The sequence below is a fragment of the Flavobacterium sp. IB48 genome, assembly GCF_016405855.1.
In the GTDB taxonomy this organism is placed as follows: domain Bacteria; phylum Bacteroidota; class Bacteroidia; order Flavobacteriales; family Flavobacteriaceae; genus Flavobacterium; species Flavobacterium ginsengisoli.
Genome location: NZ_JAEFCA010000003.1, coordinates 398,394 through 417,212 on the forward strand (window position 1 = coordinate 398,394; position 18,819 = coordinate 417,212).

General features: G+C 34.5%; 14 protein-coding genes and 1 other RNA gene. 4 read left to right on the forward strand and 11 right to left on the reverse strand.

Annotation, left to right across the window (positions count from 1 at the left end):
• The first annotated feature begins 5 nt into the window (after nt 1-5).
• Nucleotides 6-2,504: an outer membrane beta-barrel family protein gene (locus JC605_RS12475; protein WP_198856502.1), complete on the forward strand. Its 2,499-nt coding sequence runs from the start codon at nt 6-8 to the stop codon at nt 2,502-2,504.
• Nucleotides 2,505-2,680: 176 nt separating this feature from the next.
• Here the strand turns inward: JC605_RS12475 and JC605_RS12480 are convergent, their stop codons facing one another.
• Together JC605_RS12480 and JC605_RS12485 are read right to left on the reverse strand one after the other, a co-directional pair.
• Nucleotides 2,681-2,854 (reverse strand): hypothetical protein, encoded by a 174-nt coding sequence (locus JC605_RS12480; protein WP_111288649.1) that lies wholly within the window; start codon nt 2,852-2,854, stop codon nt 2,681-2,683.
• A 127-nt stretch (nt 2,855-2,981) separates the two neighbouring features.
• Nucleotides 2,982-3,146 (reverse strand): hypothetical protein, encoded by a 165-nt coding sequence (locus JC605_RS12485; RefSeq protein WP_198856503.1) that lies wholly within the window; start codon nt 3,144-3,146, stop codon nt 2,982-2,984.
• A 70-nt stretch (nt 3,147-3,216) separates the two neighbouring features.
• Between JC605_RS12485 and fumC the strand changes: the two genes are divergently transcribed.
• Nucleotides 3,217-4,602 carry a class II fumarate hydratase gene (fumC, locus tag JC605_RS12490; RefSeq protein ID WP_198856504.1) on the forward strand — a complete coding sequence of 462 codons (1,386 nt, stop codon included), beginning with the start codon at nt 3,217-3,219 and terminating at the stop codon, nt 4,600-4,602.
• 176 nt (nt 4,603-4,778) lie between these two features.
• On the opposite strand, the gene JC605_RS12495 is transcribed toward fumC, so the two are convergent.
• Nucleotides 4,779-5,987: an NAD(P)-dependent oxidoreductase gene (locus JC605_RS12495; protein ID WP_198856505.1), complete on the reverse strand. Its 1,209-nt coding sequence runs from the start codon at nt 5,985-5,987 to the stop codon at nt 4,779-4,781.
• Nucleotides 5,988-6,227: 240 nt separating this feature from the next.
• Here JC605_RS12495 and JC605_RS12500 point away from each other — a divergent pair, with 240 nt between their 5' ends.
• Both JC605_RS12500 and ssrA read left to right on the forward strand, forming a co-directional pair.
• Nucleotides 6,228-7,430 carry a serine hydrolase gene (locus JC605_RS12500; RefSeq protein WP_198856506.1) on the forward strand — a complete coding sequence of 401 codons (1,203 nt, stop codon included), beginning with the start codon at nt 6,228-6,230 and terminating at the stop codon, nt 7,428-7,430.
• Between the two features lie 155 nt (nt 7,431-7,585).
• Nucleotides 7,586-7,983: a transfer-messenger RNA gene (gene ssrA / locus JC605_RS12505) on the forward strand.
• Nucleotides 7,984-8,060: 77 nt separating this feature from the next.
• Here the strand turns inward: ssrA and JC605_RS12510 are convergent.
• From JC605_RS12510 to JC605_RS12545, 8 genes are read right to left on the reverse strand one after another with little or no spacing between them, the layout of a single operon-like run.
• Nucleotides 8,061-9,251, reverse strand: coding sequence for a porin (locus JC605_RS12510; RefSeq protein WP_198856507.1), 1,191 nt, complete (start codon nt 9,249-9,251; stop codon nt 8,061-8,063).
• Between the two features lie 49 nt (nt 9,252-9,300).
• Nucleotides 9,301-10,350, reverse strand: coding sequence for a type II asparaginase (locus JC605_RS12515; RefSeq protein WP_198856508.1), 1,050 nt, complete (start codon nt 10,348-10,350; stop codon nt 9,301-9,303).
• Between the two features lie 24 nt (nt 10,351-10,374).
• Nucleotides 10,375-12,024 carry an aspartate 4-decarboxylase gene (gene aspD / locus JC605_RS12520; protein ID WP_198856509.1) on the reverse strand — a complete coding sequence of 550 codons (1,650 nt, stop codon included), beginning with the start codon at nt 12,022-12,024 and terminating at the stop codon, nt 10,375-10,377.
• A gap of 39 nt (nt 12,025-12,063) precedes the next feature.
• Nucleotides 12,064-13,758: an aspartate-alanine antiporter gene (aspT, locus tag JC605_RS12525; RefSeq protein WP_198856510.1), complete on the reverse strand. Its 1,695-nt coding sequence runs from the start codon at nt 13,756-13,758 to the stop codon at nt 12,064-12,066.
• Between the two features lie 59 nt (nt 13,759-13,817).
• Nucleotides 13,818-14,981, reverse strand: a complete 1,164-nt coding sequence (locus JC605_RS12530) for an ABC transporter permease (protein ID WP_198856511.1) — start codon at nt 14,979-14,981, stop codon at nt 13,818-13,820.
• Nucleotides 14,950-16,134 carry an ABC transporter permease gene (locus tag JC605_RS12535; RefSeq protein WP_198856512.1) on the reverse strand — a complete coding sequence of 395 codons (1,185 nt, stop codon included), beginning with the start codon at nt 16,132-16,134 and terminating at the stop codon, nt 14,950-14,952. The genes JC605_RS12530 and JC605_RS12535 overlap by 32 nt, the downstream gene beginning before the upstream one ends.
• On the reverse strand, nt 16,134-17,123 hold the full coding sequence (locus JC605_RS12540; protein ID WP_198856513.1) for an HlyD family secretion protein: 990 nt from the start codon (nt 17,121-17,123) through the stop codon (nt 16,134-16,136). The genes JC605_RS12535 and JC605_RS12540 overlap by 1 nt, the downstream gene beginning before the upstream one ends.
• On the reverse strand, nt 17,124-18,581 hold the full coding sequence (locus JC605_RS12545; protein ID WP_198856514.1) for a TolC family protein: 1,458 nt from the start codon (nt 18,579-18,581) through the stop codon (nt 17,124-17,126). It lies immediately after the preceding gene.
• Nucleotides 18,582-18,819 lie beyond the last annotated feature (238 nt).

Below are 18,819 nucleotides of genomic sequence, written 5' to 3' on the forward strand. Positions count from 1 at the left end.
AGAAAATGAAAAAAATCAAATTTGCAGTATTACTTGTATTCTTATTTACAAGTTTTTACAATTACTCTCAGCAAGGAAGCCCTGGAGGCAAAAACAAAGTTAAAGTCACCGGAAAAGTTTTCGAGAAAGTAAGCAAACAACCGTTAGAATACGCTACCGTTTCGATTACTGCACCTAATGACACAAAAGTAATTGCAGGAGGTATTACCAATCCAAAAGGAGAATTTGAGGTTGCTGTTGCGCCTGGAACTTACGATATTAAAGTTGAGTTTATTTCGTTTAAAGCAACTGAAATTAAAGGAAGAAGCATTAAAGACGACACTAATTTAGGCGTAGTAAATTTGTCGGAAGACGCTGCACAACTAAATGAAGTTGTTGTTCGTGCCGAAAAATCAACTGTTGAGATTAAACTAGACAAAAAAGTTTACAACGTTGGTCAAGATATGATTGTAAAAGGCGGAAGTGTAAGCGATGTTTTAGACAACGTTCCATCTGTCTCTGTTGATACTGAAGGAAATGTAAGTTTAAGAGGAAGCGACAATATTCGTATTTTAATTGATGGAAGACCTTCGCAAGCTATAAATATGGCAGAAGCATTAAGACAGCTTCCTGCAGATGCAATTGACAAAGTTGAAGTAATCACTAATCCATCAGCACGTTATGATGCCGAAGGTGGTTCTGGAATCATCAATATCATTCTAAAAAAAGGTAAAAATCAAGGTTTCAACGGAACCTTTATTGCTTCAACAGGTCTACCAGAAACTTATGGTTTAAGTGCCAATTTGAACTATAAAACTAAAAAATTAAACTATTTTACAACTGCTGGATACAACTACAGAACTACAGAAGGAGCTGGTAAAACAAATTCTGAATATTTTAATCCAGACGAAACAATAAAAAATTACTTAGATGAAGACCGTGACACAAAACGTGTTAGAAAAGGTTTTAACGGAAGAGCTGGTGTTGAATGGACGATAACTCCATCTACATTTTGGACAAACGCTATCAACTATCAAAAAAATTCAGGAGACGATAGAGATTTAATTAATTACTACAACTACGATGCTGCACATAATTATACAGGAACATCTTATCGTTTAAACAATGCAGATACTGGAAGCGAAAACTTTGAGTATACTTCTAATTTAATTAAAAACTTTAACGACAAAGGACACAAACTTACTGCAGATCTTTCTATTTCAAGAAACACAGACGACAGCTTTAGTGAAATTACTGCTTCACCAAATTTCAATAATACATTAAATGATCAAATCCAAAAACAAGTTTTGTTTCAAGCTGATTATGTATTGCCTTTAGGAAAAGCTGGACAATTTGAAGCGGGTTATAAAGGAAGTTTTGGCGATTTGAATAACGAATATTATGTAACAGATAATGATGGAGCAAAAAATCCAAATTTATCAAATACATTAGAGTATAAAGAAAACATTAATGCTCTTTATACACAATATGGTTTTAAAGTAAATAAATTCTCTTATTTATTTGGTTTAAGATGGGAAGACACAGATATTCATGTGAATTTATTAGACAATAGCGTTTTCAATACTAAAAAATACAACAACTTATTCCCAAGTGCTTTTATTAGTTATGAAATCTCAGATCAAAGCAACTTCACTGCAAGTTACAGCAAACGTTTGACTAGACCTAGAGGACGTTTCATGAATCCTGCTGTGAACTACTCAAGCAACATCAATATCTTTCAAGGAAATCCAGACCTAGACCCTTCTTTAACAGATAAATATGATATTGGTTATATCAAGAAATGGAATAAAGTAACATTCAATACATCTGCCTATTTTGAAGATACAAAAGACGTTTTCAGTTTTGTGAGATCTCCTACTGGTGATGTTGTAACTCCTGATGGTGATGTAGTAACTCCAGCACCAGGTCAAACGGTTGAAGGTACGCCTGTTATTAAAAGTATGCCTATTAACTTAGGACAAGAGCAAAAATTTGGTTTCGAATTTACATTAAATTACACACCATTCAAATGGTGGAGATTAAACAGTAACTTCAACTTTTTTAACGTAAAAACAACTGGAGAACACAGCTATACAGATACGCAAGGAAATGAGATTGTTCAAAATTTAGATAATCAGGCTAATTCTTGGTTTGCAAGATTAAACTCTAAAGTAACGCTTCCTTACAAAATTGACTGGCAGTTAACTGCAATGTACAACGGAGAACAAAAAACAGCTCAAGGTAAAAACTTAGGCCAATTTGGAATGAATACTGCTTTCAGTAAAGATGTAATGAAAGATAAAGGAACGATTGCTTTCAATATTAGCGACGTTTTCAATTCAAGAAAAATGAGATCTTATACTTATTTAGATGATGTAACTTCATATAGTGAATTCCAGTTCCGTAAACGTCAATTTAATTTATCGTTTACTTACCGTTTCAATAAACCGAAAAGCGAAAGAGATAAAAACGCACAGCCTAAAAATGATGGCGGCGGAGAAGGTGGCGGAGATTTCCCTGGGTAATCTCTGTTAAATTTCAATACTAAAAATCCTAATTCCAAGTTTTAAAATTGGAATTAGGATTTTTGGTTTTTACCATATTCCAATTTGGAGCTACGCTATTCAATATTTCCTTACTTTCAAGCATAAAAAAAAAGGACTCGTAAAACGGGTCCTTTTTTTATGACATCAATCTAAAATTAAATAGATTGTTCTTCTTGTCTTTTTCTGGCTCTTTTTTCTTTGATCATTTCCCAGCTAGCTCCCGTAACCCAATAAGATACGAAACCAACCAAGAAAAACATTAACCAAAACCCTATAGTTAGTATGGTTAAGAAAAGTAAAAAGCCTAAGTACTGTGAAAATTCAAACATGTTTTCCGGAATTTTTGAATGTTACGACAAATGTAGGGTATATATTTTTTCTCAGCAATAAAATCTAAATCAATTTTCGTTAAATAACATTTATCCGTATATTTATACTCATTTTAAATAAGCTTTTTTAGAACTTGAAATCCTTTAAAATAAAGAGCTCAGGCAAATTACAATAATTTTCAGGAGCTATTTCCTGCTGTCCGCTATATTCCCTATAAACAAAAACTACGGCTAAAAAGCCTTGTTTTTCTAAATCGGGAGATGCCGCTACCATCAGGGCTAAAAGACTCATTTTCAAAAGAAGTTTTCGTTTTAAAACAAAACATTTCACATTTTACGAATAACATTTTACATACAACATAATGAAATATAGAATAGAAAAAGACACCATGGGCGAAGTTAAAGTCCCAGCCGATAAATATTGGGGTGCACAAACAGAACGTTCCAGAAACAATTTCAAAATCGGACCAGCAGCATCAATGCCAAAAGAAATCATTGAAGGTTTTGCCTATCTAAAAAAGGCAGCAGCTTATGCCAATTATGATTTAGGAGTTCTGCCAATCGAAAAGAGAGATGCAATTGCCGCAGTTTGCGATGAAATTCTAGAAGGTAAACTAAATGATCAATTTCCACTTGTAATCTGGCAAACGGGTTCTGGAACACAAAGTAACATGAATGTGAATGAAGTAATCGCCAACCGCGCTCAAGTTCTTAAAGGTTTTGAAATAGGCGAAGGCGAACAATTCATTAAAGCCAATGATGACGTAAACAAATCACAATCATCAAATGACACTTTTCCAACAGGAATGCATATCGCGGCTTATAAAATGGTTGTAGAAACTACAATTCCAGGTGTAGAAAAACTTCACGCTACTTTAGCAAAAAAAGCCATAGAATATAAAGACGTTGTCAAAATCGGACGCACGCACTTAATGGATGCAACGCCTTTAACTCTTGGACAAGAAATTTCAGGTTATGCGGCTCAACTAGCATTCGGATTAAAGGCTTTAAAAAACACTTTAGCCCACTTATCTGAAATTGCTTTAGGAGGAACAGCAGTTGGAACCGGACTAAATACTCCAAAAGGTTATGATATAAAAGTAGCCGAATATATTGCCAAATTTACCAATCATCCTTTTATAACGGCAGAAAACAAATTTGAAGCTCTTGCAGCACACGATGCGATTGTAGAAACACACGGAGCTTTAAAACAATTAGCCGTTTCCTTAAATAAAATTGCTAATGACGTAAGAATGTTAGCTTCTGGTCCGCGTTCTGGAATTGGAGAAATCCACATTCCTGAAAACGAGCCTGGTTCTTCTATCATGCCAGGAAAAGTGAATCCGACGCAATGCGAAGCTTTAACAATGGTTTGTGCACAAGTTATCGGAAACGATATGGCAATTGCAGTTGGAGGAATGCAAGGTCATTATGAATTGAATGTTTTTAAACCTGTTATGGCGGCCAACTTTTTACAATCGGCACAATTATTAGGAGATGCTTGTATTTCTTTTGATGAACATTGCGCACAAGGAATCGAACCAAATCACAAAAGAATCAAAGAATTGGTAGATAATTCATTAATGCTAGTTACAGCCTTAAATACTAAAATTGGATATTACAAAGCAGCAGAAATTGCCCAAACTGCACACAAAAACGGAACAACATTAAAAGAAGAAGCTGTTCGTCTTGGTTATGTAACTCCAGAAGATTTTGATGCTTGGGTAAAACCTGAGGATATGGTTTAATTTAATTGTGAATTATTAATGGGGAATTGTTAATTATCCTCATTCAGAAAAAATGATACGTTGTCAGACTGAGTGAGGTCTTCTTATGCCTGAAGCCCTTCGACTTCGCTCAAGGTAACAAATAAAAAGAAAGCCTGAAATATTAATTTCAGGCTTTTCAATTTATAATTCACAATTTACAATTCACCATTATCAACATAGTCTTGTAAATAGCTAAATCTTTCCGTTAGTTTTCCGTTTTCGGTTATTTTGGCGCGTTTTAAGATTCCATCTTTATCTCCGTTGAAGAAAGCAGGAATTACATGTTCCATAAATTGTTCTCCAAAACCTTCGCTCGCATCTTTCGGAATTTCGCACGGCAAATTATCTACCGCCATAACAGCAACTGCTGCAGGGTGAAAGAAATCTACTTCTCTATCTTCTAAAGGAAAATAACCATACAAAGGCTCTTCGATTGTCGAAGAACGAATTGTACAAGCAATTGGCCCGTTAACATCACAAGAAATATCGGCTACAACTTTCAATTTGCAATCACTTGCATTCAGCATTTCTTTCGTTAAAATCATTGGAGCATTGCTCGCATAAAAATGTCCCGCAAAATAAATATCAGACACTTTAGTAAATCTCTCAAAATCAGATTCGTATTCTTCTGGATGATGAACAAAATCCACAAAATCTAAAACCTGTCCATCTTTTCTTTTATTATATTCTAAAACATCAAGCTGTACGTAAACCGCTTGAGCATATTTTTTAGTCAAATAATTATCTATTGTAATCTCCTTTATTTTTATTGCATCCAAAATCTCTTTTGCTCCGCTCCCAACCTTTCCAGTTCCTGTAACTACAAACTTAAGAGCTGGCATTGTGATACGTTTTAAATGCTTGATCAAATCTTCTTTTCCAGAAAGTGTTTCCGCTTTTGGAAGCTTGAACAATTCGAATTTAATTCCGAAAGCTCTAATTCCGTTATAAACACCAACCATTCCAGCATATCTTCCGAAACCAATTAAACGACGATCATGCTCGTCTACAATTGTTTCGTGATCGTATAAATCAATGTTTTTTTCTAAAACTGCCTGAAGTAATTTTCTATTATGAGGCTGTTTTTTAATTGTATGAGAAAAAAAGAAATACGCTTTGTTTGGAATCAAATCTGTCACTGGAACTTCTTTTACGCCAAATAAAACATCACAATCAGAAACATCATCAGCAACTGTGATTCCCATATTTTTATAATCATCATCAGAAAAAATTCTAATATCTGAACTTTCAACTTTTACAGAAGCATCATGATATAACTGTTTTAATTTTGTCAATTCATTAGGTGAAAATACAACTCTTCTATCCGGTGGATTTTTTCTTTCTTTTATGATTCCAAATTTCATCTAAACTGATTTTTTAATATTTAAAATATAACTTTTTACACTGTATTTGTTTCAAATATAACAATTTTAGTTAAATTTTTGTTTTAAAAATTCTATTTAGAATGTTTCAAAACCGTTAAAAGCTGAAAAACAAACAAATAAATTTAACAATACTTAAAATTATGTTAAAATAGATAATTATAAGCCTCAGAATTGAGAAAACAACAAAATTGAATTCGATATATTTGTTTTTAAAGAACGATGCAAATGATTTTCCTTAAAAAAACAAAGATACCACAAATACTTTTTTCTATACTAGTTTTAAGTTCTTGTGGTCAAAACAAAAAAACAGCAACAGATACAACTCAGACAGTCGAAGACACATTGCCAAAAATGAAGCCGTTAGGAGCTGAAAAACCAGTTTCGCAAGCTTATAAAAATTCGGTTGTCGGTAGAATAAATCACTTTTATAATAAAAATTGGCCTAATAACACCATGAACGGAAGCTTCTTGGTTGCCAAAAATGGACAAATTTTATTTGAAAGATATAATGGCTTTGCCAATAAAAATGAAGGCAGTAAAATAACACCAGAAACACCTGTTCAAATTGCTTCTGTAAGTAAAGTTTTGACCGCTACAGCTGTTTTAAAACTAGTTAATGCTGGAAAAATTGATTTAGATCAAAAGGTCAATACTATTTTAAAAACTTTTCCATACGAAGACTGTACCATAAGAATGCTTTTAAGCCACCGCACAGGAATGCGCAATTATGCTTATTTTACAGATCGCGACAAATCTATTTGGGACAGACACAATCAATTGACCAATAAAGACATTTTAAATATTCTGGCAACAAAAGATATTGGTTTGGAATCTAAAACTGGAACCCGTTTTAGCTACTGCAATACCAACTATGCAATGCTAGCGCTTATTATCGAAAAAATTACAGGTTTAAGCTATAAAGAAGCAATGTCTGAAATGATTTTCAAACCTCTTGGAATGAAAAATACTTACGTTTTTGATGATGATAAGGATAGAAAAAAGATTGTTCCTTCTTATAAAGGCAATGGCGTAGAAATTGGTTTTGATTATTTGGATAATGTTTACGGAGATAAAAATGTTTTCTCTACCGCTAGAGATCTTCTAAAATTTGATAGAGCAAGACAATCTCCAGATTTCTTGAAACCAGAACTATTGAAACAAGTTTACACAGGCTACAGTAATGAGCGTAAAGGAACTAAAAATTATGGTTTAGGAATAAGAATGATTAATTGGGAAACAGGGCAAAACTTCTATTTTCATAATGGTTGGTGGCACGGAAACACCTCATCTTATATTACTTTGATGAATGAAGGCGTAACAATTATTGCACTATCTAATAAGATGACTAGAAACACTTATGCAGTTCGTAAATTAGCTCCAATCTTTGGAGATTATCCTTTTAATTTTAAAGACGAAGAATAAAATTATAGTCGTAAAGCCGAAAGTCAAAAGTCGTAAAGTCTTAAAAAACATTTGCTAATGCTGACTTTGGACTTTCGACTTTGGACTTTATGACTTTTTTTTAAAATTTTAGTAGAAAGTAATTTCAAATACTCTAAATTTGCAGACTCATTTTTGGGGTCGACTGGTTTTGACAGCGAGTCGAATTGAACAGTAAGCACGTCGAGCATTGAGACCTTGCTCGTAAATATAAGATCTTAAACTTTTACACGGCGAAAATAATTACGCTTTAGCTGCATAATCCGAATCATAGTACGATTGCGCCACGTCTCTACAAGGTAGAGAAGCTGGATTCTCCTGGAAAGCCTTGGTTTGTGGCGTTCCGTTCAGGGGAACCGTAAAAATAAACCTAGATTTCTATGAGCTTCGGGTAGATTTCGAAAATTAAGAAGATAAGTGTTGGGTGGTTGTTTCTGGCCTAGCTCAACATCGAAAATTCAATCAGGAAATAAGCGTGTAGAAAGCTCTTTAGTTGCTCGTTTGGACCCGGGTTCGATTCCCGGCGACTCCACAAAAAAAGGAAGATGTTCTACATCTTCCTTTTTTTTATTTTATTTTTAATGAAAACTCATTTTAAAAAAATAATAGCAACTATAAAACTAATAGTGGCGATATTACACCGATCATTATTCGTCCTGTATTATTATTTTCTTGTCCTAAAACTGTTTTTGAATAATCGCTATAACGGTAATATCTTCCGACATAAGTAGCAAAAAACTTTAAATTAAAGTTTTTTATAGGATAAAACTCAACAGTCGGAATTACTCCCCAAGCTGTTCTTACCCTATCTGACTTTTCTAGTGATGATATATCCTTCCAATAAGACGTGCTTATCATGCCTATTAAGGAAATTTTCCATTGTTCATTAATCGAGTAGACAGTTCTGAGCCAATGTTCTATATAATAAACATTTTCTGCTGCATGATCTAAAACTGTCTCAGGAATAAGAGAACTTACAACACCAGTGCGATCCAAATCTTCGATGCTCCATTTAAAATCATATTGGAAGAGCCATTTTTTTGTCCGAAATTGATTTCCTAACGCGGTATAGTACATGTTTACTGGTCTGCCATTTTTTAATGCTTCTTGAAAGACACTAAAGCTGTAGATTGTTTTAAATTTTCCATCTAGAAAACTTCCATTCCAATTTCCAATGTATGCAGCAGGGAATTTTGCTTCCTCAACATCGGGTACATTCTCGTATAGTTCTGTGAAACTTTTCGTTCTTGAATTTAATATCTGACCCGATAAAACATGGTTTTTTGATAGTGTCCAATTAAATTGAACCCCAGTTAAAAAATTATCTGAATTATCTACAATGTCGTTGTACTGATAAATATCAATTGGATTCATATCAAATTCATATCCTCCCCAATTTGCTGTCATTTTTCCGATAGCAATACTTGTACGATCAGATATTTTATACCCAATAAATGCTAAATCTGTTGAATGGCTAATGTTATCTACCGATTGCGTTTCTGGATCTCTTGTGTATCTGTCTCTAAATCTAAAAAAAACTTTGTCTTTATAGACTTTTCCTTTTACTTCAAATCTAAACTGGTTAATTTCAAAGCTGCTTCCTGTGTAATTTCCATCCTCAAAATTATTATTTAGTCCAATTTGAGTATTAAAAATAACATCAATGTTATTCAACAGATCGGCTTTATTAGCTTTTATTAATGGTACAGTATGATTTACCGTTGTATCGGCCTGCTTTTCTTGTTGGGAATAAACATTAGACACCAATAAACTAAATGATAGTATTAAAAATAGTATACGCATATTTTTATTTTTTAGAATACTGTTATTTTATCTCCTTTTCCCTTCTGCATCAATACTCGAAAAAGTACTCCTGCAGTTTTTTTGTGTCGTTTGTTTGTGTAAGTCCAAGCATTAGCAAAATTCTAGCTTTCTGAGGGACTAAATCATCCGCTACAATTGTTCCTAATTTTTGATCATCCGTTTCATCCAAAAGCGTAACTCTACCAGTTGCTACTCTTGAGGCTCTTACTACAACTACCCCTTTCTTCACTGCAGCTGCGACTGCATCTGAATTGACCTTGTTAAGATTTCCATTTCCTAAACCACCTGTTACAATTCCTTTTACTCCAGAATTAACATACGCATTTATAGCTGTTGCAGGAGCATCTGCATATAATTCTACTACTGCAACTTCTGGAAGTGTTTTTAATCCTGTGATATCAAAAGGCGTATCCTTGTTCGTTTTACGGAGTATTTTTTCATACATCACAACTTTTCCATCATAAACCTGTCCAATAGGTCCGCTGTTTGGAGCTGTAAAAGCATTTAAATGGGTTGTGCTTGTTTTTAAAGCAGCCCGACCGGAAAATATGTATTCATTAAATACCAACAATACTCCGCTATTTGCTGCTTGTTTTGAAGCTGCCAAAGTCACCGCATCAAAAAGGTTTTTTGGTCCATCGGCGCTTATAGCAGTTGCAGGACGCATAGAACCTGTTATTATTACAGGTTTATCATAACGAGAGGTTAGAGATAAAAAATAGGCCGTTTCTTCCTGAGTATCTGTTCCATGTGTTATGACAATGCCATCTGCTTCATTATTTTTGTAGATTTCATTAATTCTATTATTGAGCTTAATCCAAATATCAACGCTCATATCTTGGCTGCCTACATTTGCAATTTGTTCTCCTGTGATATTGGCAATTTTTTCTATACCTGGAACAGCGCCAATCAGATCTTTAATAGGGAGTTCTCCCGCTTTATATGCAGAACGATCTGCCGATGCTCCTTTTCCAGCGATTGTTCCTCCTGTTGCCAAAACTTTAATTCGTGGCAATTTTTGCGCATAAACACCTGTAAATAATAAAACTGATAGAAGTAACGTAAGTAATGTTTTCATAATTAAGTAGTTTTTCAATTAGATTTATTGTTTTTTTGAATTTTCCCAACTAGTCACATATTCCATTATGACTTTGCGAACATTTTTCCCTAGTATTAAATAGCTATCTGTGGGAAGATTTGCCAATGATACTCTTATGCTCCACTCTGGACCAGCAAAACCGCCTCCGTTTAAGAGCACTATTGCTGTTTTTTCAGCCAAACGGAACAAAACATCTACAGGCTCAAAATTTTTCTTCATCCAATCGGCAAACTCATTTCCGTAAAAATGTTCTGCGGCTACCATAATATCAATTTCAGAATAATATCCAGCTCTCATCGGATCTTCTATAATTGGAACTTCTAATCCCTCCCATAAAAGTTTTAAACGTTTCTGAATAATAGACTGCGTCAAAGTTTTGTAAACGTCTTGAGTATCCAACAGACAAAAAGCAGAGAAAAGCATCATTTGAAATTGTTGCGGAAGTGACAAACCTGCTGTGTGGTTTAAAGCTACTTGTCGGCTATCGGCTACAAGCCTGTCAATAAACTTAATTTTTTCTGGTTCTAAAGTTAAAGTCGCATAACGATCATGGAGCTCTTTTTTACGATCATCGCTAAGAGCAGCAATTTTTTTATCAAAAATGTTATTTTCATGAATTGCAATAGTTCCCAATCTCCATCCTGTACATCCAAAATATTTAGAAAAAGAATAAACATTGATCGTATTCTCAGGAATAACAGACATCAGAGACCTAAAATTATTGATAAACGTTCCGTAGACATCATCTGTAATAATCATTAATTCCGGATTGTGGTTTTTAACAATATCAGCGATATAATTAAGCGTTTTTGTACTCATTGCAGATGACGGAGGATTACTAGGATTAACCACAAATGCTACTTTAATCTCCGGATCTTTCAATTTGTCTAACTCAGAGTCTGGGTATTGCCAAGTATGAAAACCGTTTTCACCCACACCACTTGCCTGCACATGCACAACATCAAAATTGTAACGCTCTAATTCGGGAATTTCTATATAAGGTGTAAATGTTGGAGTTAACAATGCTATTTTGTCTCCTCGCTGTGTAAGGTAGTTTTGCATGAAAGAATCAAAAATATAGCACATTGCTGCTGTACCCCCTTCTACTGCGAAAATATCGAATTTCCCGATATTACTGCCAATACCGCACATTTCTTGTATTAAATAATCGTGCACTATTATTTCAATGTGGCTTAACATACGATCTGGAACAGGATAATTAAAACCAATTACGGCTTCAATCCATTCTCTAATCCAAGCATCGGCATCAAAATCATGATTATCAACGCCATAATGATACGTTTTTTCTAGAAGTGATGCTCCTGGCGAATCTTTATGATTACTTAAAAATTCTTCAAAGCGTTTTGCTACTCCTGTTTTATTCTGTACAATTCCAGCCAAAATACCTTGTTCCTCCATAACGTTTCGACATTCGCCAAGTGCAAATTGTCCAAACAAAAAGAAAGCTTCTCTTGGAACAGTTGCAATCCAATTCGGATTTCCTCTTCCTGCATTAAGTGTTATCGCGGTCGATTTTAATGCACTTTCATCTGCCAAGCGAATAAGTTCATTTTTAATTTCAAAGGGGCTAAGAGTTTGGAGTGTTTTCTCTACTTCTCGTGATGTCTTAATTTTAGAAATATCAATTGCCATAATAAAAATTTTTAAAGATTTTTAGAACTAAACGATTTATCAACTCATCATTAGGATAACAACAACGCCCCAGATAATAAGCATGGTATTTCCAACCGCATAAGTAACGGTATAACCTAAAGCAGGCGTTTTACTTTTAACAGCATCTTGCAGTGCTCCTAGAGCTGCGGTAGTGGTTCGCGCTCCTGCTGCACATCCTAATGTAATAACAGGATGAAATTTAAAAACATATCTACCTAACAAAAGGGCTAATATTAAAGGAAGTGTAGTGGCAGCGGCGCCAGCAATAAAAAGTCCCCATCCAGCTTCCTGAAATCCGACAATAAAACTTGGCCCTGCGGTAATACCTACTACGGCTATAAATATGTTTAAACCTACATTATTCATAACCCATAAAGCAGGTTCTGGAATACGTCCAAATGTTGGATGCTGCCCGCGAAGCCATCCAAAAATAAGTCCCGAAATTAAAGCACCTCCGCTTGTGCTTAAACTAATTGGAACACCACTGATTTTTAAAGTAAGCGCGCCAAACAAGCCTCCCAAGACAATTCCTAATCCAACAAATGCCATATCTGTTGCATTTGTTGCCCGATCTGCATAACCTATATGCAATGCTGCTCGATCAACATCTTTCTTAGTTCCAACAAGCTCAATCAGATCGCCTTTATTAAAAGTTGTGTTAGGTAGAACAGGCATATCAATTCCTGCTCTTTTTAAAGATCTTATGACAACGCCATGTGCAATTTTACTGCCTCTTAACTCCCCAATAGTTTTGTTTAGAACCTCTTTTTTTACAATCATAACCGTTAAGACTTCTACAGGAAAATTAAGGAGTTCAACATCTAAAACTTCTTTTTCGTTTACAGCCACATAATTCATCATAAACTCTCTTCTGCCACCAAGTACAATAACATCATTTTCTTCTACGATGGTATCTTTTTCGGCTTCGAAAATGTCTTTTCCTTTACGAATTCTTTCTATAAACAAATGTCTCCCTTTGCTTTCCAATTCTGCTTCAATAGCAGCAACGGTTTTATTACATCCAAATGATTGTGCAGAGATCTGATAAGCATTATAAATCACTCTATCATACGCCGAAGCCATGCTAGGATCGTCACCAATGGAATCTCCTCCAAGTTGTATTTCGAGTTCTTTTGCTTTTTCGACTAGATTTCCACCCAAAAGTTTGGGTCCAATAGAAGCCAGAATCCATGCAGATCCAGCCGTTCCAAAAATATAGGTTACGGCATATGCTACAGGAATCTTGTTAATTAAAGCTACTTTTTCTGTTGCTGGAATATCTAGTTGATTGATGGTATCTGACGCCACACCAATTACAGCTGAAATAGTCTGAGAGCCTGCAAGCATACCCGCTGTGAGTCCCATATCGTATCCCATTATTTTACCTATAAAATAGGGGCAAACCAAACACAATACACATACAATAGCAGCGAAGAACATCTGGGGTAAACCGTCTTTTTTTAAGCCTCCAAAAAATTGAGGTCCGACGCTGTAACCGACAGCAAATAAAAACATAAGAAAAAAAACAGATTTTACAGCCGGGGCAATAACAATGTCCAATTGTCCGACTAAAACTCCAACAAGCAAAACACTTGTTACGGTTCCTAAAGAGAAACTTCCGATTTTAAATTTACCAATGAAATATCCTAAAGATAATGTAAGAAAAACAGCTAATTCAGGATATTGTTTAAGTGTAGTTATTAACCAATCCATATAATTATTTTTACGTAACGTGAAGATAATCAAAAAATTAGCTCAAACTAAGAAAATTTTTACTTATTTAGATTAATTAACAATCGTTTAATTCTTACAAAACAAATAAAACTGTAAAAAATCCATAAAAAGATTAGATGAAACAAAGCAGATGCGTTTTCCCACAATCCTGCTCCTGATTGTACCATCCTTGTATATATGGCTATAAATGGAGTTGTAGGCAATAAATTGGCCAGCCATTGTAATAGTAAAGGAAGTGATTCGTGTGGCCAGCTGTATCCCGTAATTAAAAATATCGGGTAAGTTGAAAATGCCATCATTTGCAAACAAACTAATTGAGATTTGAACAATGAACCGATAAATTGTGCCATCGGAACTAAAGTTGCGATAAATAAAATCAGTAAAATACCCAGCTCTAAACCATTTGCGCGTTGAGGCAAATCGAGTATTTTATAATTTACATTTAAAAAGAAAAATGCATAAGACGAAAACAGCAGTAAATAGAACAAACCTTTTCCCCATATTCCGTTAGAAACACCTGCATTCATCCATTCGCGCAAGCGTAAATTTTGCCGTTCTCCAGCCACACTTTCAGACAAACCTATTAGCAGTGTCTGCTGTAAAATTAGAGCTAATAGTCCAGGCAACAGAAACGCTCCATAACTGGATCTTTCGTTAAATAATGGACGATAATCTAAATTGACTGGCATTACATTATCCATCGCGGCGGCTGTGCTCATTCCTTCGCTTTTCTGAAAATATTGAAGTCTTACACCTGCGCCTATTGTCAGACAAATTTGCTGCACGCTCATTAGCAAATCACTCGAAGGCAAAAAACGTGAAGCATTTACTGCTAGAACTACGTTACTTTGTTTTAAACTTAATAAATTCGTTTCTGTTCCTTCAGGAATATAAAAATAGCCTTGACAATTTCCCTGATACATTTGTTCTTCGGCATCTTTTAAATTAGAAAAATGAATTAATTGCACTATCGGAGAGTTATCAATATTTTGCTGAAGCAAGCGTGATAATCTGGAATGATCGTCGTCTACAACTCCAAGTTTTACTTCAAATTCTTCTTTATTGATATAGATACTTCCATAAAAAAAAGCATACAATAAAGGCGCAATAAGAAGCGTAAGAAGCAGACTATGATCTTTTCCTATTAATGAAACTTCTCTAAAAAAGAGACTAATCAATGAGTTTTGCTTCTTTTTTTTCATCGAAAACTAAATTAAATTGACGTCGAAACAATAAAATTGCTGTTGGAAACATTACGGCACAAAAAATTAGGAGTTTGATTAAATCTCCTTGGGCATATTTTAAAGGCAGATTCATATAATACAGTTTAAAAAATCCGTCTAAAAATGCGGTATATGGCATTATAAGCGCATAATATTGATCGTACCACGGCATTGCCCAACGCGGAAATGTAAAACCGCTGAATACAAAAGCTGGAGAAGTATAAAACAAAGCAACATCTCCAGACAGCATTACATCTTTGAATAATGCAGAGATAAACATTCCGATTCCTATGCAAGCCAAAGACAGAAAAGTGTAAATAACAAAAAACTTTCCTGTTGCACTAGGAACTCCAATATCGAAATAAGGAAATACAACAAAAGCAATCAAAATAAAATTAATCCAGCTCACTACAAGATGGGCAATTGTTTTTCCTGCAATTACATTAATAACAGAGCCATTTGAACAATGATACAACTCCTCCATGGTTTCGGTTTTCCATTCATAATTTAATGCCAGCATACAGCTTATAATCAAAATCATCTGCATACTTACTGTAATTAATCCAGGGACTAAATACTCCTGATAATTATAAGTAGCATTATAAAGCTGATAAGCATTTAGTTTTATCGGATTAGCAAGTGCCATGGCTTGATCTGCTTTCATTCCTGTTTTTACAAGTTTTTGTAAAACTACTCCTGTACTACCTGTAATTATAACTTCTGCCACAGCTTTGTAAATCATTTTTGCAGGAACCAGAGAAGCGGCATTCGTATATAAAGTCACAGTGCTTGGATGCCTGCTATAAATATTTTTTTGAAGATTTGCTGGAAAATGAACAGCCCCTAAAATTTTACCTTCGTTAATTAATCTTTTAACCTCTTCTTCACTGTAAACGCGACGCGTAATATTTAGGGATTCTTTTTGTTCTAATAAAAAAGTAAGCTGTCTGCTTATGGCGCTTTGATCATCATCCCAAATGGCAAAAGCTAAGTGTTTGGCTTCTTGTTTTTGATATATAAAAGCATAAAATGTAAATAATATAGCTGGAACAACTAACATAACAAGATAAAACACCTTCAAATTTAGAATGCGCTTCCATTCTCTAATCATTATATTTATTACGCTGTTCATCAAGGTAGAATTAGTGAAGCTGTCATACCTGAACGTAATCCTTTTATTTCCGCTAATTTTTCAGGTCTAAACTCGATTGTAAATGTTCTGAGTTCAAACTCGCCTTTATCTTTAGAAGGCACCCAATTGGCAAATTCTAATGTTGGAGCAATAGAACTAACTACGACATCAAAAACTTCAGGATCGCAGCCAGGAACTTTTACAGAAGCTTTAGTCCCCACTTTAAGGAGATTTGCTTTGTCTTGCCTGATATTAAATTTTATTACCGTCGAATTTTTCTTTTCAATAGTCATCATAGGATAACCAATAGAAACAATTTCTCCCTGATGGGTAACCATACTCGAGATCACACCATCTGCCGGAGCCAACACTCTAGTATTATCGCCAAGCGCTTTTGTTAGTTCGTATGCCTCTTCGGCTTGTTTTACAATTGCATTTGCCGTTTTTAATAATTCTGGTCTTGCACCGTCTTTTAGCATTTTCAGGTTTAATTTTGCGGTTTCCATTTCTTTTTTTGCCGCCTGAAATTTAAAATAAAAGACATCTTTTTCTTGACCCGATATTACATCAGCATTATACAAACGTTCCATTCTATCGTAAGTAGTGCTAAACAATTTGTATTGCTCCTCACTTATTTGATATAGCTTTGAAGTCGCTTCAATAAGTTCTGGTCTTGCACCTTGAGTAAGCAATTCCTGCTGTCCTTTTGCGGCATCAATTGCTGCCAATGCTTGTGCTTTTATCGCATTGATTTCGTTTGAACGAAGTATAGCAACCAATTGACCTGTGTGCACCGTATCACCTTGTTTTACCAATAAGGAATCGAGTCTGCCCGGAAACTCGGCCGCGACATCGACACTTGATGCATCGACCATTCCAATAAAGTTATTTTCTGAATCATTATTTCCTTTAAGAAAAAAGATCAGTGCTATAACAACTACTAAAATCGGAATTAGCAGCGCCCAATAATTTTTAAAAATATCTTTCATCTATTTAATAAATTGAGTGATTCTTGTTGGTTCTCCTATACTGTTTAAATATTCTGCAAGTGCCACATAATACCCAAAAACAGCCGTATAGTATACTTTTTCTATCTCCGTTTCAACTAGCAGAGCATCATTAACATCTTTTGGCGATGACATTTGATTGTTCATTCTCTGTGTTATCAAGCTACTTGTTGTACGAGCTTCTTTTCGCGCTGCTTCTAGTGCTTCAACATCTTTTTCGAGAGAATCCATTTTATTTTTTGCAGCTTTAGACTTTACCTGAAGCAGTAAACTCACATTTTCTTCTCCTAATCTAGCTTCGTCGATTAGTTGTTTAGCAGCCTGTGTACGTTTGCTTGTCTGGGCATTAAATAAAGTCCATTGCAATTCTAAAGCAACAAACCAATCTGGAATGGCAACAGGAAGATCTTTTTGATAAAGGTTGAAATTTCCAACAGCAAAAACGTTTGGCAATGCTAGAGATTTACTTATTTTTTTAGCAGTTTCAGCATATGCTATTTTGCTTTCTGCCATTTGCTGAACTGGATTGGTAAGCCAAAAATCTTTCTTTGGTTCGCTTAAATTAATTCTATTGTAATTTAACGTATCCGAAATTGTCAAAACCTGATCCAGATCGGCTCCCATTAATTTGTTCAATTCAATTTGTGCATTTTTTTTATCATTCTCGATGGAGTTAAATTGACTTTTTGCTTGAATTAAAACTACATTCGTCCAATTTTTTTGATATGGAGGCAGAATTTCATTTTTTACAGACTCTTCGGCATAGGTTTTATTTTTATCTAAAGCCGTGATAATCATTTGCTGTTTCTGCATTAAAGAATTAAGATACAGTATTCTTAAATATTGAAGTGTTATTAAGAAAGTTACTTCTTTATCTACAGCTTCGACATTAAGTCCAGCCGAAGTAACGACAGACTGAGCTAGATCTACAGAAGAATTTAATTTATTTCCTAAATAAAGAGGTTGCCTCACTCCCACACCTGCTAAAAAATAAGACTGTTCGCTTAAAGACGGATTATAATTAGGATAAATGCCTCCGATTATAGTTTTCGAAGTATTATAAATTCGATCCTGCGCGGCTTGCGATAAATTACCTCCTGTGATTTCATTATATATCTGATTGGCCGTATTGACACTCTGTTTTGATGACCCTTCTACAATTCCGTCTTTTACTGACTGTAGATTAATTGTTAAAGGACTGCTTAAATAAGTATAGCTGGATAAAAGATCTACTTTTGGAAAATAGCTGTTCTTTTCAGCCTGAAGATTATATTCTACTGTTTTTAAGCCCGATTTGGCTTGCTTGAGCGAAATATTATTTTGTTTTGCGGCATTAAAACAATATTCAAGCGATGCTGTTTGGGCATTTACCTCCAAACCAATAAGAGCAACTGAAAAGAGAATTAAATAAAACTTGGCTTTTAAAAGTTGTATCTTCATAACATTGCTCTTAATTTAATTTTTAAATATTCATTTACATATATAACTAAACATTATTATTTTAAACTTGGAGTAACTGCATAAATCCACACTTTTAATCTGGGGAACTTAAAAGTATCACAGCTCTATTATTGAAGGAGTATTTATTTGCATTTAAAATTAAAAATATTCAAAAGTGCAATCTTTAATTTTAGTAATCAGCTCCCTTTCAACATTATAAAGTTAGCTTTTTTTTCTT